The 17,210-nt window shown below is 61.2% G+C and carries 14 protein-coding genes and 5 tRNA genes; 10 read left to right on the top strand and 9 right to left on the bottom strand.

All coding sequences use genetic code 11. The features are described 5' to 3' along the window. Positions 1 to 25: 25 nt before the first annotated feature. From GTP69_RS20010 to GTP69_RS19980, 7 genes are all read left to right on the top strand, one after another. Positions 26 to 1,123, top strand: a complete 1,098-nt coding sequence (locus tag GTP69_RS20010) for a glycoside hydrolase 5 family protein (RefSeq protein WP_161056491.1) — start codon at positions 26 to 28, stop codon at positions 1,121 to 1,123. Beyond that, positions 1,120 to 2,223, top strand: a complete 1,104-nt coding sequence (locus GTP69_RS20005; RefSeq protein WP_308494442.1) for an ABC transporter ATP-binding protein — start codon at positions 1,120 to 1,122, stop codon at positions 2,221 to 2,223. Before GTP69_RS20010 ends, GTP69_RS20005 begins: the two co-directional genes overlap by 4 nt. Then, complete coding sequence (locus tag GTP69_RS20000; protein WP_229261056.1) at positions 2,220 to 3,137, top strand: carbohydrate ABC transporter permease; 918 nt, start codon at positions 2,220 to 2,222, stop codon at positions 3,135 to 3,137. Before GTP69_RS20005 ends, GTP69_RS20000 begins: the two co-directional genes overlap by 4 nt. After that, positions 3,134 to 3,970 (top strand): carbohydrate ABC transporter permease, encoded by an 837-nt coding sequence (locus GTP69_RS19995; RefSeq protein ID WP_161056490.1) that lies wholly within the window; start codon positions 3,134 to 3,136, stop codon positions 3,968 to 3,970. The genes GTP69_RS20000 and GTP69_RS19995 overlap by 4 nt, the downstream gene beginning before the upstream one ends. A gap of 3 nt (positions 3,971 to 3,973) precedes the next feature. Next, on the top strand, positions 3,974 to 5,326 hold the full coding sequence (locus tag GTP69_RS19990; RefSeq protein WP_161056489.1) for an extracellular solute-binding protein: 1,353 nt from the start codon (positions 3,974 to 3,976) through the stop codon (positions 5,324 to 5,326). 210 nt (positions 5,327 to 5,536) lie between these two features. Beyond that, positions 5,537 to 6,124, top strand: coding sequence for an RNA polymerase sigma factor (locus GTP69_RS31605; protein ID WP_161056488.1), 588 nt, complete (start codon positions 5,537 to 5,539; stop codon positions 6,122 to 6,124). Between the two features lie 147 nt (positions 6,125 to 6,271). After that, positions 6,272 to 7,384, top strand: a complete 1,113-nt coding sequence (locus GTP69_RS19980; protein WP_161056487.1) for a sensor histidine kinase — start codon at positions 6,272 to 6,274, stop codon at positions 7,382 to 7,384. Positions 7,385 to 7,452: 68 nt separating this feature from the next. Here the strand turns inward: GTP69_RS19980 and GTP69_RS19975 are convergent, their stop codons facing one another. Next, positions 7,453 to 8,475 (bottom strand): XdhC family protein, encoded by a 1,023-nt coding sequence (locus tag GTP69_RS19975; protein ID WP_161056486.1) that lies wholly within the window; start codon positions 8,473 to 8,475, stop codon positions 7,453 to 7,455. A gap of 385 nt (positions 8,476 to 8,860) precedes the next feature. Here GTP69_RS19975 and GTP69_RS19970 point away from each other — a divergent pair, with 385 nt between their 5' ends. The 3 genes from GTP69_RS19970 to GTP69_RS19960 all read left to right on the top strand — a co-directional run bounded on the left by GTP69_RS19970 (position 8,861) and on the right by GTP69_RS19960 (position 11,297). Beyond that, positions 8,861 to 9,175 (top strand): autorepressor SdpR family transcription factor, encoded by a 315-nt coding sequence (locus GTP69_RS19970; protein WP_161056485.1) that lies wholly within the window; start codon positions 8,861 to 8,863, stop codon positions 9,173 to 9,175. Beyond that, positions 9,172 to 9,732 (top strand): hypothetical protein, encoded by a 561-nt coding sequence (locus tag GTP69_RS19965; RefSeq protein ID WP_161056484.1) that lies wholly within the window; start codon positions 9,172 to 9,174, stop codon positions 9,730 to 9,732. The genes GTP69_RS19970 and GTP69_RS19965 overlap by 4 nt, the downstream gene beginning before the upstream one ends. A 131-nt stretch (positions 9,733 to 9,863) precedes the next feature. After that, positions 9,864 to 11,297, top strand: a complete 1,434-nt coding sequence (locus tag GTP69_RS19960) for an alpha/beta hydrolase family protein (protein WP_202424496.1) — start codon at positions 9,864 to 9,866, stop codon at positions 11,295 to 11,297. A 49-nt stretch (positions 11,298 to 11,346) separates the two neighbouring features. On the opposite strand, the gene GTP69_RS19955 is transcribed toward GTP69_RS19960, so the two are convergent. From GTP69_RS19955 to pgsA, 8 genes are all read right to left on the bottom strand, one after another. Continuing rightward, on the bottom strand, positions 11,347 to 12,570 hold the full coding sequence (locus GTP69_RS19955; RefSeq protein WP_161056483.1) for a glycoside hydrolase family 5 protein: 1,224 nt from the start codon (positions 12,568 to 12,570) through the stop codon (positions 11,347 to 11,349). Beyond that, positions 12,567 to 15,560, bottom strand: coding sequence for a sensor histidine kinase (locus GTP69_RS19950; RefSeq protein WP_161056482.1), 2,994 nt, complete (start codon positions 15,558 to 15,560; stop codon positions 12,567 to 12,569). The genes GTP69_RS19955 and GTP69_RS19950 overlap by 4 nt, the downstream gene beginning before the upstream one ends. 371 nt (positions 15,561 to 15,931) lie before the next feature. Then, positions 15,932 to 16,007: transfer RNA gene (locus tag GTP69_RS19945), tRNA-Gly, on the bottom strand. Positions 16,008 to 16,016: 9 nt separating this feature from the next. Continuing rightward, positions 16,017 to 16,090: transfer RNA gene (locus tag GTP69_RS19940), tRNA-Cys, on the bottom strand. 57 nt (positions 16,091 to 16,147) lie between these two features. After that, a tRNA-Gly gene (locus tag GTP69_RS19935) sits at positions 16,148 to 16,223 on the bottom strand. Positions 16,224 to 16,269: 46 nt separating this feature from the next. After that, a tRNA-Gly gene (locus GTP69_RS19930) sits at positions 16,270 to 16,345 on the bottom strand. A 70-nt stretch (positions 16,346 to 16,415) separates the two neighbouring features. Continuing rightward, a tRNA-Gly gene (locus GTP69_RS19925) sits at positions 16,416 to 16,491 on the bottom strand. A gap of 86 nt (positions 16,492 to 16,577) precedes the next feature. After that, complete coding sequence (pgsA, locus tag GTP69_RS19920) at positions 16,578 to 17,159, bottom strand: CDP-diacylglycerol--glycerol-3-phosphate 3-phosphatidyltransferase (protein ID WP_161056481.1); 582 nt, start codon at positions 17,157 to 17,159, stop codon at positions 16,578 to 16,580. Positions 17,160 to 17,210: the final 51 nt, after the last annotated feature.

The raw sequence follows: 17,210 nt of genomic DNA, 5'->3' as shown, positions 1-17,210 counted from the left end.
ACTCACCCACCAAGAAAGATTGAAGATGACTACTGCAAACGCCACGCCCGCCATTCCCCAAGCTCCAACGTGGAGTGCCCAGCGCGCGCATGCCTGGTATGCGGCGCAGCCGCGCATCCTCGGCGCCAACTTCCTGCCGGCCAGCGCCATCAACCAATTGGAGATGTGGCAGGCCGAGACCTTCGACGTCGAACGCATCGACCTCGAACTGGGCTGGGCCGCCGCGCTCGGCATGAACACCATGCGCGTGTTCCTGCACGACCTGGTATGGGCGCAGGATGCCGCCGGCTTCAAGCAGCGCATCGACACCTATCTCGACATCTCCACCAAGCATGGCATCCGCACCATGCTGGTATTATTCGATTCGTGCTGGGATCCGCGTCCCGCCCTGGGTACGCAGCGTGCGCCCATGCCCGGCATCCACAACTCGGGCTGGGTGCAGAGCCCCGGCGCGGCGCAACTGGCCGATCAGGCCAGCTACCCGGCGCTACGTGCCTATGTCGAAGATATCGTGACGAGCTTCGGCAACGACGAACGCGTGTGGTGCTGGGACCTGTGGAATGAACCGGACAACCAGGGCGGTGGCATGGGTTATTACCAGCAGTTCGAAGCACAGGACAAGATCGCACTGGTGGCGCAGCTGCTGCCGCAGGTGTTTGGCTGGGCCCAGGCCTGCGCGCCGACCCAGCCGCTGACCAGCGGCATCTGGCTGGGCGAAGACTGGTCGCCGACGTCGGCCATCCTGAACGATGTGCAGAAGGCGCAGATGGCGCTGTCGGACATCGTCACCTTCCACGACTACAGCTGGCCGGAGAAATTCCTGGCCCGCGTGCGCCAGCTGCAAGCCTACGGCCGTCCGCTGGTGTGCACCGAGTACATGGCGCGCGGCATGGGGTCGACCTTCGACACCATCCTGCCGATTGCCCGCGCCGAGAACATCGGCATGATCAACTGGGGCTTCGTGGTCGGCAAGAGCCAGACCAATATGCCGTGGGACTCGTGGAAGCATCCCTACACCTTCGCGCCGCCGTCGGTCTGGTTCCACGACGTGCTGCACACCGACGGCAAGCCGTATCGCACCCGTGAGACCGAGCTGCTGCGGCAGCACGTCAATGCCGTATGAAGATGACGCACGAACTGGGTGGCATCGAGTGGCGTGACGTCAGCAAGCGCTATGGCCAGCATACAGTGATCCCGAACTTCAATTTGTCGATCGCGGCCGGTGAGTTCATCGCGCTGCTGGGGCCTTCGGGCTGCGGCAAGTCGACCCTGCTGCGCATGCTGGCGGGGTTGGAGCCGGTATCGAGCGGCCGCATCGCCATCGGTGGCCGCGACGTCACCGATCTGGCGCCGGGACAGCGCGGCATCGCCATGGTGTTCCAGCAGTACGCGCTGTATCCGCACATGACGGTGCGCGACAACATGGCGTTCGGCCTGCGCAACGTCCGCATGGATGCAGCGGAGATCGAGCGCCGCGTGGCCGCCGCCGCGCAGATGCTGGAATTACAGGCGCTGTTGGAGCGCAAGCCAGTGCAGCTGTCGGGCGGTCAGCGCCAGCGCGTGGCCATCGGCCGCGCGGTGGTGAAGGAGCCGCTGGCCTTCCTGTTCGACGAGCCCTTGTCCAACCTGGATGCGGCGCTACGCACGCGCACCCGCCTTGAGCTGGCGCGCCTGCACAAGCGCCTCGGTGCGACCATGCTGTTCGTCACCCACGACCAGGTCGAGGCGATGACACTGGCGAACCGCATCGCCGTGATGAACCAGGGCCGCATCGAGCAGTTTGCCGCCCCGATGGAATTGTACGAGCGGCCCGCCACGCGCTTTGTGGCCGGCTTTGTCGGCAGTCCGTCGATGAACTTCCTGCCGGTGCAGCGCGCCGCCGATGAAGATGGCTTTTGTGCCGTCACGCTGGCCAATGGTCAGACGGTGCGCACCGCCGTGCCTTGCGCCGCGCCGCCTGCAGGGGACGCGATGGAACTCGGCCTGCGCCCGGATGCACTGACGCCGGCGGCCGACGGCCAGCTGCAAGGCGTGGTCGAAGTCATCGAACGCCTCGGCGACCGCACCTTGCTGCACGTGCAACTGGCCGACGGCCTGCTGGTGGTCGCCGACGCGCCGCCCCGTGCCGCCGAACCGCCGATCGGCTCCACCATCCGCCTGCGCATGGACCTGCAGCGTGGCCACCTGTTCGACGCGGCTGGCGCCGCGCACCATCCAGCATGATGCGCGACCTGCCCTCCTCCGTGCAGGCCAAGCCGCGCCTCGGCGCCAGCACCGGCTGGATCGGACTGCTGTTCATCGCGCCCTTCCTGCTGTGCTACCTGACGCTGCTGGTCTGGCCGCTGCTGAACGGCTTCTGGCTCAGCTTCCACGCCATCGACCTGCTGTCCAACATGGGTCGCTGGGTCGGCGTCACCAACTTCATCGACCTGCTGCAGGACGAGATGTTCGTGCGTTCCGCCTTCAACAGCGTGCTGTTCGCCGCCCTGTGCACACCGGTCATGGTCATCACCGGCCTGGCGCTGGCGCTGGCGTTGAACCGGCCGGGCCGCACCACCGCCATTTTGCGCGGCATTTTCTTCGGCGCCGGCGTGCTGTCGGTCACCATCGTCACGCTGATCTGGCGGCTGGTGCTGCTGCCCGAACGCGGCCTGCTGGCCAACGCCATGCACGGCATGGGCATGGCCGCCGTGGCGCCGCTGAACCACGAATGGCTGGCACTGCCGGCCGTGGCGCTGGCCACCGTCTGGTGGGGCATCGGCATGCCGATGATGCTGTTCCTGGCATCGCTGCAGCAGATCCCGCACGACGTCTACGAGGCGGCCGCGCTGGACAACACCAGCCGCTGGCGCAGCTTCCGCCACATCACGCTGCCGGCCATCCGCCATGGCGTGGTGCTGGTGGCCGTCACGCAGATGATCGCGCAGTTGCAGGTCTTCGGCCAGGTGCAGCTGCTGACACAGGGCGGCCCTAACAACAGCACCCGCTCGCTGGTGATGTTCGTCTACGAAGCCATGTTCGAACAATGGCAGCTCGGCTACGCCGCCGCCGGCGCGCAGGCGCTGTTCCTGCTGATGCTGGCCGGGATGTCGCTGCAAGGCTGGCTGGAACGCCGCGCCGGAAAGGCACAAGCATGAATCCCAACCTGACCAACCGCTGGGGCAACCGCGTCATCCTCGGCGTCACCATCGCCGCCGCCATTGCCTGGGTGGCGCCGCTACTGTGGGTGCTGCTGCTGTCGCTCAAGCCGAACGAGCTGCTGGCGCAACGCACCGACATCCTGTTCGCGCCACCCTACACGCTGAAGAACTACAGCGACATCCTCGGCACCTCGCTGGTGTTCCGCTGGATCGCCAATTCCTGCGTGGTGGCGTTCGGCCAGACCGTCCTGGTGCTGTTGCTGTCGTCACTGGCCGGCTACGGCTTTGCCCGCACCGAGTTCCCCGGCAAGACCTGGCTGTACCGCTTTGTGCTGGCCGGGCTGGCCGTGCCGCAGACCGCCGTGGTGATCCCGCTGCACCGCATGTTCGCCGACCTGGGTCTGCACAACAGCTATGCGGGCCTGATCCTGCCCGGCCTGGCGGCGCCGTTCGGCGTGTTCCTGATGACGCAATACTTCAAGGCCATCCCGCGTGACCTGGAGGAAGCGGCGCTGCTGGACAACGCCTCGCGCTGGACCGTGTTCACCCGCGTGATCCTGCCGCTGTCGCTGCCGGTGCAAGCCACGCTGGGCATCGTCACCTTCCTCAGCGCGTGGAACGACTATCTGTGGCCGCTGATTTCCGCCACCCAGTCGGACCATTACACGCTGACGCTGGGACTGGCCTCGACCCAGACCAACTTCGCGCAATCCGAAGGACTGGGCTTCCTGATGGCGCAAGCCGTGTTTGCGGCAGCGCCGGTGCTGGTGCTGTATGCCTACTTCCAACAATACATCGTTGCCGCAGTTGCCGGCACCAAGGTACGGTAAAGCATGAGACTCATCAAACCAAGCGTGGCGCTGGCCTTGCTGCTGGCCACTGCGGCGCCGGCATGGGCCGCGCCGGTAGAAATTTCGTTCGCGCGCTTCTTCGGCTCCTGCGAAGCGGACTACGGCAACCTCACCGATCCCGCCAAAGCCACCGGCGAATGCGGCATCATCACCGCGCTGACCAACAAGTTCAACGCCGAGCACCGCGGCCAGATCGTGGTGCGCACACAGGTGGTCGAACATGCCTCGTATTACAGCCAGCTCGGTGCGCGCATCGTCGGCCGCGACGTGCCGGCGGTGGCCATCCTGCACAGCTCCGCGCTGAACGACTTCGTCAAGCGCGGCCTGATCGCGCCGCTGGACGCCGAATTCCGCAAGGTGGGCATCGCCAGCGCCGACTTCACGCCGCAAGCCGAAACGGCGGTGACCATCGACGGCCAGCACTACGCCCTGCCCTTCGACACCCATTCCTGGCTGTGGCACTTCAACCTCAACCTGATGCGCAAGGCGGGCCTGGTCAAGGACGGCGAGCCGGTGCTGCCACATTCGCCGCAGCAGCTGCTGGCGCAGGCGCGCCAGTTCAAGCAGGCCACCGGCAAGCCCTACTTCATCTGGCTGACCGCCAATGATCCGGCCTTCTTCGCGCGCACCCTGCTGTCCATGATCGGCCAGCAAAACGGCTCGCTGTTCCCCAAAGACGACTTCCACATCGACCTGCACAGCCCCATCGTGCGCGACGCGGTGCAGCTGCTGAAGACCATGTACGAAGAAGGCCTGACTTCGCGCGGCATGGACTACAGCGTTGCGCTGCAAGGCTTTGCCGCCGGCGAAGGCGCCGTCATGATCAACGGCACCTGGATCATCGGCGACCTGCTGCGCCAGTCGAAGCAGGCCGACAGCGCCACCTACCAGGGTTACACCGCCACGCCGTTCCCGCAGCTGTACGGCACCAGCGCCATGTGGGCCGACAATCACATCATGGTGATGCTGAAAGGCGGCACGGCCGATGCCCGCAGCCACGCGGCGGCGCTGTCCTTCCTCAAGTTCCTGTACGACGAAGGCGGCGTGTGGGCGCGCACCGGGCAGTTGCCGACACGGCGCTCCGTGATCGATTCGGCGGCGTTCCGCCAGCTGCCCTTGCGCAGCGGGATCGCCACCATCGCGCGCGACGGCGTGGCGCTGCCGATTGAAGTGGCGCGCCAGGCCATCATCACCAAGACGCTGGGCGATGCGCTGATCAGTACCGTGGTGTATGGCGCCGATGTGGCGCAAACGCTGACGCGCACCGAGACCAGCATCAACCGCATGCTGGAGCGCGACGCCCAGTTTCAGGGTGATGCAGCCACGGCGCGCTGAAAGCCAACCAGGCGCTTCCCGCCCGGCCAGTCAACCTCGGCCTGGCGGTTGTTCCACAGCGAGCCTGGGTCGCGTGTGCACGCGATTGTTGCATTAACGCCGAAAATATTTCCTCATCGCTTTTTTTGGTACGGCACTTCACAGAGAAGCGCGCCCCATGAAGATAGATTAATAGCAGAGAGCAGCATCGCCTCAGCGCCGGGGAATAAAGTGAAAAAACCGCCAACTGTCGAACGTCGGCCGCACCAGGGCGGTGTTGTTCCCTGCCTGTCAAAAAAATACGGCACCGCGCAACTGTCGTTCGACTCTATCTATGCGGTCTCACGCGGCGCCCTCTTTTCCCGCGCCTTGTACATACTAAGAAAACGTGACGTCGCGGAGGAAATCGTCCAGGAGGTGTTTCTCTACGCCTGGGCCAACGCGGAGAAGTTTGACGAGAGCCGCAGCAGCGTGCTCACGTGGTTGCTGATGTTATGCAAAAGTCGCGCGATTGACTACCTGCGAGTCGAAACCTCCAGCAAATGGCTGAGCTTTCCGGGGGACGACCAAGACGAGACCGGTCGACTGGAGACAACGCCCGAAACGCTGTACGAAACAGATGTCCGCAGTCGCGCGATCGCGTCGGCAATCGAACTACTGACGTCTGCGCAAAGAGAAGTCATCGTTCTCAATTATTATCGCGAACTGTCCCACTGCGAAATCGCCGAATCGCTCGACATGCCGCTAGGCAGTGTCAAGACCCTGATCAGGCGCGCACGGTTACGCCTGGCCTGCGACGCAACGCTGATGGGCTTGTGACCGGCGGGCCACGCCAACGTAGCGACCTGATCAGTGCCGATGAATTTGCCGGCAAGGTTTCGTTGCGATTGCGCACCTCATTCATGACAGTCGATGCAACGCTGGCTATAATCCATATGACGGAAACTGCAGCGATGGAGCTGGTTCATGGCCTTGGCTACCGATCAGAATGTTGCTAGTCGCACGGCGATAAGCCAGACGATGCTAGGAAAACGGGAACACGTATTCGCCCGCTGGGAACAACTTTTTTGTGCAAGTCTCGACGGTGCGGTCAGTTTGCCTGAACCCCTGCTGGACGACAGCCTCCGCATGGTTTATGACAACCTGATCGACGCAATCACAACCAACCTACCTGACGCTCTCCGCCCCAACAATCAGATTATCGCTGCGGCGCATGGCGAATTGCGATCCCGGATGACTGACTTCAGTGTTGATCAGCTCATCCTGGAATTCCAGCTACTGCGCGAAGCAATTCGTAGCGTTGCACACGAAGAGCACATCGATCTCGGAACGGCTGAATTGACAGCGCTGCAAAGCGCGCACGACCTGGCCTTGCGTAGCGCTGTAGATCAGTTCGTGGCAGGACGCTCACGGCAGCGTCGTTGCCTGTCCGCCTGCCTTGCCCACGATCTTCGTTCACCGCTCGCGCTGATGCAGGCCGGCGCACAACTCGTGGCGAAAGCCGAAACGCTGGAAACGGCGCACCGTGGCGCGCTGCGGGTGCAAGCCGCCGGGCGCCGTCTGGAAAATATGATCACCGAGCTGACCGATACCTTCACGGTCGAAGGGCGGGAGCGGCTCCCGCTGGTCATCAAGCATTTCGATATGCAGGTGCTCATTGCCGAGATTAGCGACGAGTTTCACAGCCGCGGCTGTATGCTGGACGCCGTCAGCGAGTCGATATGGGGTTATTGGTGTGAGAAGTCGGTGCGACGCGCGCTGGAAAACCTGGTCATCAATGCATACAAATACGGCGACGGGTCTATCGTGCGCTTACACGCCGCCCGGAACTGCGATCGACTCCGCCTTGCCATACACAACAGTGGAACTCCGATCCCGTTCGACAGGCGCCACTCCATCTTCTTCAGTCAGCCGCATGCAAACCATCCCGACACGGTTGATGGATGGGGCCTAGGGCTGCCGTTCGTCAGGCGCGTGGCACGCAACCATGGCGGCAGTGTTTGGGTCGACAGCACCGCCGACGACGGTAACACCTTTGTGATCGACATGCCGATCGACTGTCGCCTGTTCGCACCATGACGTTACGCCCTTTCCAAAGCCTCCATTCTCCTCCTGCAATCTGTGGCGACGGGAGTTCCCAGCCTGGCTCAAACCCGTGCTGCAGGACACCCCTGCAGTTCTTTTGCCATGCCGACGCAGGCTTCCTCGGCCAGTCTCACCCCGTTCTTCACCGCGATAATTTCAGCGAGAATGGATATGGCGATTTCCGGTGGCGTCCGGCTACCGATATACAGCCCCGCAGGTCCGCGAAGACGGGCCAACTCCTCCGTGCTCATGTCGAAATGCTCCGACATACGCGCTACGCGTAACGCGTGATTACGGCGCGATCCCAGCGCGCCGACATAGAACGCCGGCGAACGCAGCGCTTCCATCAAGGCCAGGTCATCCAGTTTGGGGTCGTGAGTCAGCGTGATAACCGCGGTACGCGCATCGGGCAACGCCGCCAGAATCATATCGTCCGGCATGACGCGGCTGATCTCGACACCTTTGATATCCCAGTCCGCATGAAATTCCTCGCGCGGATCGCACACCTGGACGTCGAAGCCGGCGCCGATGGCGATGTCGCACAGATAGCGCGATAGCTGGCCGGCACCGATCACCAGCATGCGATAGCGGGCGCCGAGGCCGTGAATCAGCCGTTCATCCGTCATGCGGATACCGACATCAACGGCGCCGTCTTCCAGCAACACCGCACCGGTTTGCAGGTGGAGCGTGCGGGTCACTTGGCGGCGCTGCTCCAGCGCTGTAACCAGATCGCCGATGCCGCTATGCGCCTGCAACGGTTCCAGCACCAGCTCCAGTGTGCCGCCGCAGGGAATGCCGAACAAATGGGCCTGGTCGGATTTGATGCCATACACACGCGTCGATGGCGCAACGTCGAACCCGCGGCCATCGCCGGTGCGCGCCTGCATTTCCATAATCAGGTCGTCTTCGATACAGCCGCCGGAGACGGAGCCGATCACCGCGCCATCATCGCGGATCGCCATCATCGAACCTGGCGGACGGGGCGACGAACCCCAAGTGTGCACCACGGTGACCAGCACCACCTGCGAGCCAGCCGCCTGCCACCGCTGGCAGGCTTTAATCACATTCAAGTCGGCAGCTTCCATCTTCTCTCCCCGGACAATTTCAGTGCCCCAGTGTAGTGAAAATAGCCAGCGAGATCATTACTGGCAAAGCCACTTCACTGTTCACTTGAGATGAACAATATTCGACATTGACGGAAGTCTGTTTGGTCTTCAAACTCGCCATCTCGATCACGTAGCACAAGCGCGCCTCGACTCTTCGCGCTCAAACGCAGTTGCAGGCTACGCACCAGCTGCGTCAGCGTCTGTTAAACAGCTCACCAAGCCCCTGCAACTCGCCGTAGCAGGGGAACGATTCATTCCGACATCGCGTACGTCCGACAGTGCTCAAGCTGGCCCGCTTCGTGCACCAAATGCACACATAACAAATTTCTTGACGTCATTTCGATAATTAGCTAATCTTGAAAACATGAACAAAGTATTCAAGGCGTTAGCCGATCCAACTCGCCGCCAGGTATTGACCCTGTTGAAGGATGGCCCGCTCACGGCCGGCGAACTGGCCGACCATTTCGAGGTATCCAAGCCGACCATGTCGGCGCACTTTGCCATCCTGCGCGAGGCCGACTTGATCGATTCGTCCAAGCTTGGCAAGTCTGTGGTGTACTGCCTCAAGCTGTCGGTACTTGAAGAAGCCCTGGCTGGATTTGCCGGCTTTTTGGGCATTGAGGTCAAGGCGATTAATCCATCTGTCGAGCCAGATTCCTGGCCGGAAGGGAAACGATGAAAACGATGACTGACAAATTGGCGCTGCTAATCAGCGCATGGGTTGTGTTCGCCGGCAGCTATGTGTTTTATATGCATCCCGAGCGACGCTGGCAATGCGCACTGGGGGTGGCTGTGACAGGCATAGCCTGGCTGATCCGCAGTGTGTTCCGCGGCAAGACCAAAGCGGGCGAGGAGTCCCGTCACAAAATTACGCAGTCGATTGCCTATGCCGGTCTGCTGTTGAGCGTAGGGTTGTGCGAGGCGCTGGGATGGATCGCCGCATCGGGTGAGTTCCGCGTGCGTGCCTGCCAATGTCTTGCCGGGGCGTTCGTCATGGTGATCGGCAATGCCATCCCCAAGAAAGCGATCACGTCACCACGCCGCGCCGCGCTGTTGCGGGCCAACGGCAAGGCGATGGTCTTAGCCGGCTTGGGTTATGCCCTGGCCTGGCTATGTCTGCCGCTGGCTTACGCCGAAGACGTGGCGCTCTCGATCTTGCTGCTCACCTTCGCATCCCGCGTGGTGCTGTGCCTTATCCGCAGTGACCGCTCGATTCCGCCGACCGGACCGGCATAAGCCGCCACTGGCGATGGCGTCGATAATCGGCGCGTCTCCCCTCCCCTGTACTTCTTTTTCTAGTCCGGCCACGACCAGTCCTGGGCCACTTCCCGGACTGCGGCCACGCACGTCACCAGCGAGTATAGATCATGAACCGATTTCGTTTATCGAAAGGCATCGTTGCGCTTTGGCTGTTTATCGCATTGAGCGCGACGCTCGCAGCCGGCAGCGCCTGCGCCAAAGAAGCGGTAGGCGACTGGAGCGGACTGCTGGCGGGTCAACTCCACATCATCGTGCATGTCACGAAAGATGCCGGCGGCCAGTATGGCGCGACGCTCGAAAGTCCGGATCAGGGCAGCGCCGTCATGCCTGCCGACAAGGTCGCCATCGACGCCGATCATTTCAGCTTCACGATCACCTCCATCGGCGGCAGCTTTGCTGGAACCTGGAACGCCGAGAAGAACGGCTGGGCCGGCACCTGGACCCAAGGACAGACGCTCGCGCTGATCCTGTCCAGGATGACCAGCCGGGCGGCGGCCCTGGCGCCCGCCAGGCGGCCGCAAGAAGAGGCGATCGCCGCCGGGCCACGTCCCTACCGGCAAGAAGCGGTGAACTTCGCCAACGAGCGCGCAGGCATCAAGCTCGCCGGCACCCTTACCATTCCCGATGGCGACGGCCCTTTCCCAGCGGTCGTCCTGATCTGCGGATCCGGCCCCGAGACACGCGACGAAGAGGTGATGGGCCACAAGGTCTTCCTGGTGCTGGCCGATGCGCTCAATCGTCGCGGTATCGCCGTCCTGCGGTATGACAAGCGCGGCGTTGGTGAGTCGACCGGCAGCTATGCGACCGCCACCATCGCCGAGTTCGCCGCCGACGCCGAAGCGGCGCTCCGATTTGTGCGGTCGCACCCGGCGATCGCGGCCGACCGCGTCGGCCTGGTTGGCCATTCGGAGGGGGGCGCCGTGGCGCCGATGCTGGCGGTACGCGATCCGTCGGTGCAGTTCGTGGTCCTGATGGCCGCGCCCGGTATACGGATTGGGCAGTTGTTGCGGCTGCAGACTGCCAGGATCGCCAAAGCGTCCGGGACCCCGGAGGCCGACATCGCGCGCAGATTGGCCTTTTTCGACAAGTTATACGCTGACCTGGCGGTCGCCAAAAGCGAACAGCAGGCGCTGGTCGTCGCCAAGACCGACGTTGCCGAAGCGGTTGCCGAGCAGATCATTCCGGCCGCGAGTGCCGATGCGCTGGTCACGATGACGACCAGCCCCTGGGCGCGCGAAGCCTTCGCTTACGACCCCATCCCGGCGCTGCGCCAGGTGAAGACACCGGTGCTCGCGCTCAATGGCAGCCGCGATCTGCAGGTGCCGGCCGAAGAGAACCTGAGTCAGATCAGCGCGGCTCTGCAAGGCAATTCAAGGGCCACGGTCGCCGAACTACCAAATCTCAACCACCTGTTCCAGACCGCCAAGCTGGGAACGCCAGCCGAATACGGCGAGATCGAAGAGACAATCGCGCCGACGGCACTCAAGATAATTTCCGACTGGGTGGTGACGCACAGCGATCCACTTCGCCTGCAAAATTAAGCGATAGAACCTCGCGGTTTGGAGATGCCCCGCCAAAGCGCTGTGCTGGTCAGCGCTGCGCTGCGCAGAAGATCGCGTCGTTGATGTCCTGGTGCGGCCAGGTGTTGTTGGAGCGATCCAGCAGCGCCATCACGTCAGTCGAGGTCGCCGACCGCGTGTTGTTGCCGTTGTCCCACCACACGGTCGGCATGCCATACTTCGTCGCGCCTTGGACGAACGCCATGGCGTGCTTGACGCGCTCGGCCGCGTTGCCCTTGTCCGTCGACGCCCATTCGCCGATCACCACCGGAATGCCCTTCGCCACGTATTTCGTGTTCAGGCGACTGAACAGCTGGTCGAATTCGGCCTGGCCGGCGAAGATGCTGGTGCCTTTCTGGTCGCCGGCGAAATTCCACGGACGGTAGGCGTGGCTGGACAGTGCGATCATGGGGTCGGACGGCAGCACCAGCAGGTTGAGCTGGGCGTCGTCCGGCGCCGCTGCGTACGATGGGATCATCACCAGCCGGCGAGCGTTGTTGCCGCCGGTGGCGCGGATCGCCGCCAATGCCGTGGCATTCAGGCGGTTCAGCACGTCGTAGTACTCGGCCTTGCCGGTCCAGTCGTCGACGCCGCCGGGTGCCACGCGCGGCTCGTTCATCACCTCGAACGTGATGTGCTGGTCATATTTGTTGAAGCGCTCGCCGATCTGCGTCCACAGCTTGGTCAGCGTGTCCTTGGCGCCGGCCTCGTTGGCGAGCGTCGGCGCTTCCCAGCCGTTGTTGTGGTGGATGTTGACGATCACCGCCATGCCGTTGTCGAGCGCGTACTTCGCCACTTCCTCGACCCGGTTCATCCAGGCCGGATCGATGGTGCGCGCGGCGCCGCTCATGTGGTCGTCCCAGCTGACCGGCAGGCGCAACGTGGTAAAGCCAGCCTTGCGCACGGTGTCGATCATGGCCTTGGTGGTCTTCGGATTGCCCCAGTAGGTTTCGTCGGCGAGCGGGTTCGCCGTATTGCCGAAAGCGTCCAGCGTATTGCCGAGATTCCAGCCCTGCCCCATGTCCTTGACGATATCGACGGCCGTGCGTGCGCGGCAGGTCTTGCCGTTTTCACGACCGTTGCCGCTGGCGTCGGGAGCGGTGGACAGGTTGGTGCAAAACGTGGTTCCCGCTGGCGGCGTCGCCGCAGGCGGCTTGTAGACGGCGGCGCAGGTGGCGGTCGATGCCGCAGTGGCGGTGCCACAGGCGGCAAGCACCAACAGCGCGACAGCAACGCCGATAGAGTCTTTAGTCATGTTTTGTAGTGGCTCCATGTTTCTCGCTTGGCGTATGCGCTGTGGTGCGGCACTGAGAGTTGGACTTGGGTTCCTCGTTCCCGGCTACTCAATAAAGTCACGCAGCCTCCCAAAACGATTGCCCTTTCTCGCATGCCGGGCAAGCCCCAGTGACCACGACGGCTCCCCTCTCGCAGTACTGTTTCATCAATGCCTGTTCCGTCATCGCAAACCGATAATTTGAAGCGGCGCAGGCCATAGACAATATTAACTTCGATGTTCTTTGCATGGGCGTGTATGAAAGCGTTAAACATCGCTTCCCGTGCTACAGCCGATATCTCCTGCCAGGCAAAGGCGGTCAAAGGTCTAACGTTGCCGACAACCTTGATCTTGAATTGAATCTTCAATTGCTCCTGAAAAGAATATCCAAACTGCGCGAGGGCGTGTTCGATATTGACCCCGTCCTGAATCGGCCCTGCGCGCAAATCATGTACCTCGTCCCGGGCCATCGTCATTGCGTCAGAAGCCTCATCGAGCAGCTCTTCCATGGTCGCTCGCGTCGAATCTTCGGACGGCAAGCGTTTCGTCGCTGTCCCGAAACGCATCAGCATGGCTTGCATGGTTTGCATCAACGTATCGTGTAACGCCCGCGCAATACGCTCACGTTCAGCGATGCGTTCCTGCAAAAGCTCGATATACCGCCTGCTGATACGGCGCGTGCGCCAGCTATACAAGGCCGCAAGGATCGCCAGAATCGCCAGCGCGCATAACAGCTTAAACCACCAGGTTTGCGTCGGCAGCGGCTCAATGGTGAATGAAATCGTCGCGCCTTGGTTGTTCCAAACCCCGTCATTATTCGACGCTACAACGCGAAACGTATAATGACCCGGTCCGAGATTTGTGTAGTTCGCCGTGCGGTTTCCAGTGCTGTCGCGCCACTCGCGGTCTACCCCTTCCAGGCGGTAACGAAACTCCATCCGCTCGGGAGCCTGGTATGACAACGCCGTAAAATCCAGTTGCAGCGTGTCAGTTCCCGCTGAGATCAGCGATCCATCAACCAATGGAAATTCTTTCGCCCCCGATCGCAACCGCGTAATCAACACCGGCGGAATGACGGTATTAAAAGATAACGTGCCTGGGCCAATAGCGTAGACCCCACCGGTGTTTGAGAACCACAACGTGCCGTCATCGCTGGTAGCGACCGAAGGAATCGGGATTTGCGGATGCGTTCCCCCACGAACACCATCGCGGTAATCCAATCGACGAAAGCTTACTGCGTTGCCTGAGCCGGCCATGGCGCGCGTCACTTCAGTGGACGCAACACTTGAAATGCCAGCACTACCGTTGATCCACAAGGTTCCATCGCGGCCAAATGCCAGCCCGGTACTGCCCGTGAAGAGCTCGCCACCCTTGCCAATGAGGGGGACAAAGCGACGACCGTCGAAATACCGGATCCCGTTCTCTCCACCGAACCACACGCCACTGTCCGTCGGCACAATCTGCGCCACCGTCCCGATGTTCAATCCATTCTGATGATCAAACCACTTTACCTCATCTTTGTCGACCACGGCGACGCGGCCACCAATCAGCCCCAACCAGATCCGGCCCAGCGCATCGGCCTTGATGGATAAAACCGAGCGACCTTTGCTGTCGATGCCATGAGGCGTCGACCAGTGCCCCGCTCTCCATTTGTATAAACCATTCCGCCCTAAGCTGATCCAGAGATCGCCTGCACGATCCTGGGCAATGGCATTAACAAAGGGCTTTGGAATACCATCAGGAAGTGCAAGTTCGTGTATTCCGGTTGAATCAAGCGTCCAGAAACCATCACCGCCACCCCACAAGGTACCGTCGGGCGCGCGATATAAATTGACCGTCAACTTTTTGTAGTCAGGTGCAATGGGCTGCGGCTTGGCGGCGGCCGAAGCGACCAGCGATCCATTGACGAACGCGCTGCCGTTTGGGCCACCGGCAATCGGCCGCCCACCAAACACACTGTACTCTGGCAAAGCCAAAGGACGGAGGCGCGGCTCAGTGAAACGATCCAGGCCGCCCTCAGTGACCACCCAAAGGTTCTTCTCCCGGTCCTGCAGCAAGGCGGATACACGACTGCCACTCAATCCTTGCTCAAGTTCTGTCTGCTGTACTGCAGTATCCACTTCCGCAACCTTGAACCGTTTGACGCCCTCGGCATTGGTCCATAGATTGCCCTCATGATCGAACAGGAACGCGGTTATTAACGCAACGCTGTTTAGCTTTTGAAGACGTCCAGAACCATCAATCGTTACTGACACGACACCAGTAAGGTCGTCGCTGTTCGTCCATATACTCCCATCCGGGTGCTGCACCAATTTACCCAGGCCGGTGCGGGCCGATTTCTGAAGGAACTTCCGACTCCCGCGTGGCAGTGCGAATAAGCCGGCTTCGCAGCGCACCCAAAGCACATCGCTTCGGTCAAGCAGCATGGAGTGCACGCGCCCGCCCGGAAACCCCATTGCAGCAGCGACCGGCCGCCATTGCGTGTCAAAGTAATAAAGTCCTGCTTGCGTACCCAGCCAGAGCAGACCCGAAGCGTCCAATGCCACATCGTATGTTGGTGGCAGCGGCAGATTATCCTGGCCTGAGTTCAAATGCCGCATCTTGCCGCCTTCCAGCAAGCTGATCCCACCCTGGGCATAACCGACCCAGAGCCGCCCATCTCGTAGAACGCCAATGGTACTAATGTACGAGGATAACGGCGCTTCAGATCCTGAAACCCGCAGAAACCGTACGCCATCGAACTTGTATAAGCTGGAGGCGCTGCTGACCCAAATCCAGCCGTCTGGCGTTTGAACGATACCGGTGATATTGGGCGGTGCCCCCTCACGCGCAGTCCAACTGGTATGCAACCAATCAATGAGCGGACGGGCAGTCTCATGACCACGCGCAACCGAGGTCGAGCCAGATGCCGTCGTGGCTGGAACAAAGCCAAGGAAAAGCATCAGGTAAATCAGTTTGCGCGGGATCAGCACCCGACTCGCATAGTTCTTCAAGCAAACGATTGTTTGCAATACGAAAAGAAAACTTAAAGACATAAAATTGTAGTTCGGTTTGCGCGAGCAGCACCCCAATATGGAAAATGGCGTGTGGCAGAAAGGGGGACTTGGTCAACGAGCTGAACGGGTATGCCTTGTCCTTTGATTGATTTGTGTGAACTAATTGTACAAGCGTCTGATTCCACCCTGGTGAACAATTGTGGCGCTCCTGGCGGCGGAAGTCCTGGCTTAGCCATTCACGGCATAGCAACTCGGGTTTTCACACCGCCTGCGGCGAAAACAGACGTTGGTGATCCCCCGGCCCAAACGCAAAAAGGGCAGCCCACTGGGCTGCCCTTCTTCAATACTGGAGCGGGAGAAGAGTCTCGAACTCTCGACCTCAACCTTGGCAAGGTTGCGCTCTACCAACTGAGCTACTCCCGCATGGAGCTTTGGAGGCGAGGATCGGAGTCGAACCGACCTAGACGGCTTTGCAGGCCGCTGCATAACCGCTTTGCTACCTCGCCAGAGGAAACTTTTTACTGCAAGACCACAGCGGGGTTACGCGCTGCAATCCAGAATTCTGGAGCGGGAGAAGAGTCTCGAACTCTCGACCTCAACCTTGGCAAGGTTGCGCTCTACCAACTGAGCTACTCCCGCTTGGAGTGTTGCTAATTTTACTACGCCAGCCAATTTCCGAAGAAACTGGAGCGGGAGAAGAGTCTCGAACTCTCGACCTCAACCTTGGCAAGGTTGCGCTCTACCAACTGAGCTACTCCCGCATTTCGAGTCCAGCATCTTAGCAGGTGACTGCTGTTTTTGCTAGTACTACTTGTTTCTGATGACTTCGTTTGGAGCGGGAGAAGAGTCTCGAACTCTCGACCTCAACCTTGGCAAGGTTGCGCTCTACCAACTGAGCTACTCCCGCTTTGCTGCGTTGTCATCAACAACAGGCCAGCATTATAGAGGATCTACAGAGCCTGTCAATGCCAAATGAAAATATTGTTTATACGGTTAGATTTGGCCCGATTTTTCCTTGATCAGCGGCCATGCCAGACGCAGATAGTAGAACATCGACCACACGGTCAGCACCGCCGCCACTTCCAGCAGGCGTGAGCCCCAGAACTGGGTGTCAACCGCGCCCCACAGCACGTCATGGAACAGCAGCAGCGGGATGGCCATCATCTGCGCCGTGGTCTTGATCTTGCCCAGCGAACTGACCGCCACCGATTTGGAGGCGCCAATCTGCGCCATCCATTCGCGCAGCGCGGAAATGGCGATCTCGCGGCCGATGATGATGAAGGACAGCACGGCATTGGCGCGGTCCAGCTGCACGAGCACCAGCAAGGCGCCGGCCACCATCAGCTTGTCGGCCACCGGGTCGAGGAAGGCGCCGAAGGCCGAGGTCTGATTCCAGCGCCGGGCCAGGAAGCCGTCGAACCAGTCGGTGACGGCGGCCACGATGAACACCAGTGTGGCCGCCAGATTCTGATCTGCTACCGGGAGCATCGTGGTGGGAAGGTAGTAGACGCCCACCACCAGCGGAATCAGCGCAACGCGCAACCAGGTCAACAGTATCGGAATATTGAAGGGCATAAGCTAAAAGTGATGTGCGGCGATGAAATTTTATAATGCGCCGCTAGTCTA

Origin of the sequence: Duganella levis, from assembly GCF_009857605.1 — a bacterium.
GTDB lineage: Bacteria > Pseudomonadota > Gammaproteobacteria > Burkholderiales > Burkholderiaceae_D > Rugamonas > Rugamonas levis.
This window is presented reverse-complemented; position numbering and strand designations above follow the sequence as displayed.